The organism is Vibrio sp. 704 (genome assembly GCF_033339295.1).
Genome location: NZ_JAWOUH010000559.1, coordinates 1 through 644, shown reverse-complemented (window position 1 = coordinate 644; position 644 = coordinate 1). Strand labels below are relative to the sequence as shown.

At 46.9% G+C, this 644-nt stretch carries 1 protein-coding gene; it reads left to right on the top strand.

Features of this window, described 5'->3' with window-relative positions; genetic code table 11:
* Positions 1 to 229: 229 nt before the first annotated feature.
* A partial coding sequence (locus R7R24_RS27755) for a site-specific integrase (RefSeq protein WP_318120286.1) occupies positions 230 to 644 on the top strand: 415 nt, incomplete at its 3' end.

Genomic DNA, 644 nt, shown 5'->3' with positions numbered 1-644 from the left:
ATTTTCTCTGCTGCCATCTCGGTGTAGCAGGTTGTTGAGCCGTAAAAGAGTCCGATTCTCATTATATTCGTCGTTTTTTGTGTTGCTGTTGCAGAGGATTTTAACCTTAAACTGCCTAGGAATGCAGCGAATATCGTGAGATTCCCCACCTGAGCCAATTTTTTATAGCATTCACACTGGCGCTGTCTTACTCTCACTGGGTATAGATGAACAATAAAAGGAAGCGTGAATGACGGCACAACAGCCTGTCAATCCACAAGATTTTGCGCTTGTTGAGCAATTCTTAGATGCAATGTGGATGGAGCGCGGTCTGTCAGAGAATACGCTGGCTTCGTACCGAAATGACTTAATGAAGCTTCTCACTTGGATGGAGCATCATCGTTACCGCCTCGATTTCATCAGTTTGTCTGGACTTCAAGAATACCAAACGTATCTGGTGGATTTGGATTACAAGCAGACGTCACGTGCTCGTATGCTGTCAGCCATTCGCCGTTTGTTTCAGTATCTTCACCGCGAAAAAGTGCGTGCCGATGACCCAAGTGCCTTGTTGGTCAGCCCGAAATTGCCACAACGCTTACCGAAAGACATCAGCGAAGAGCAAGTGGACGCACTTTTGGACGCGCCAGATCCGAATGATCCGGTAG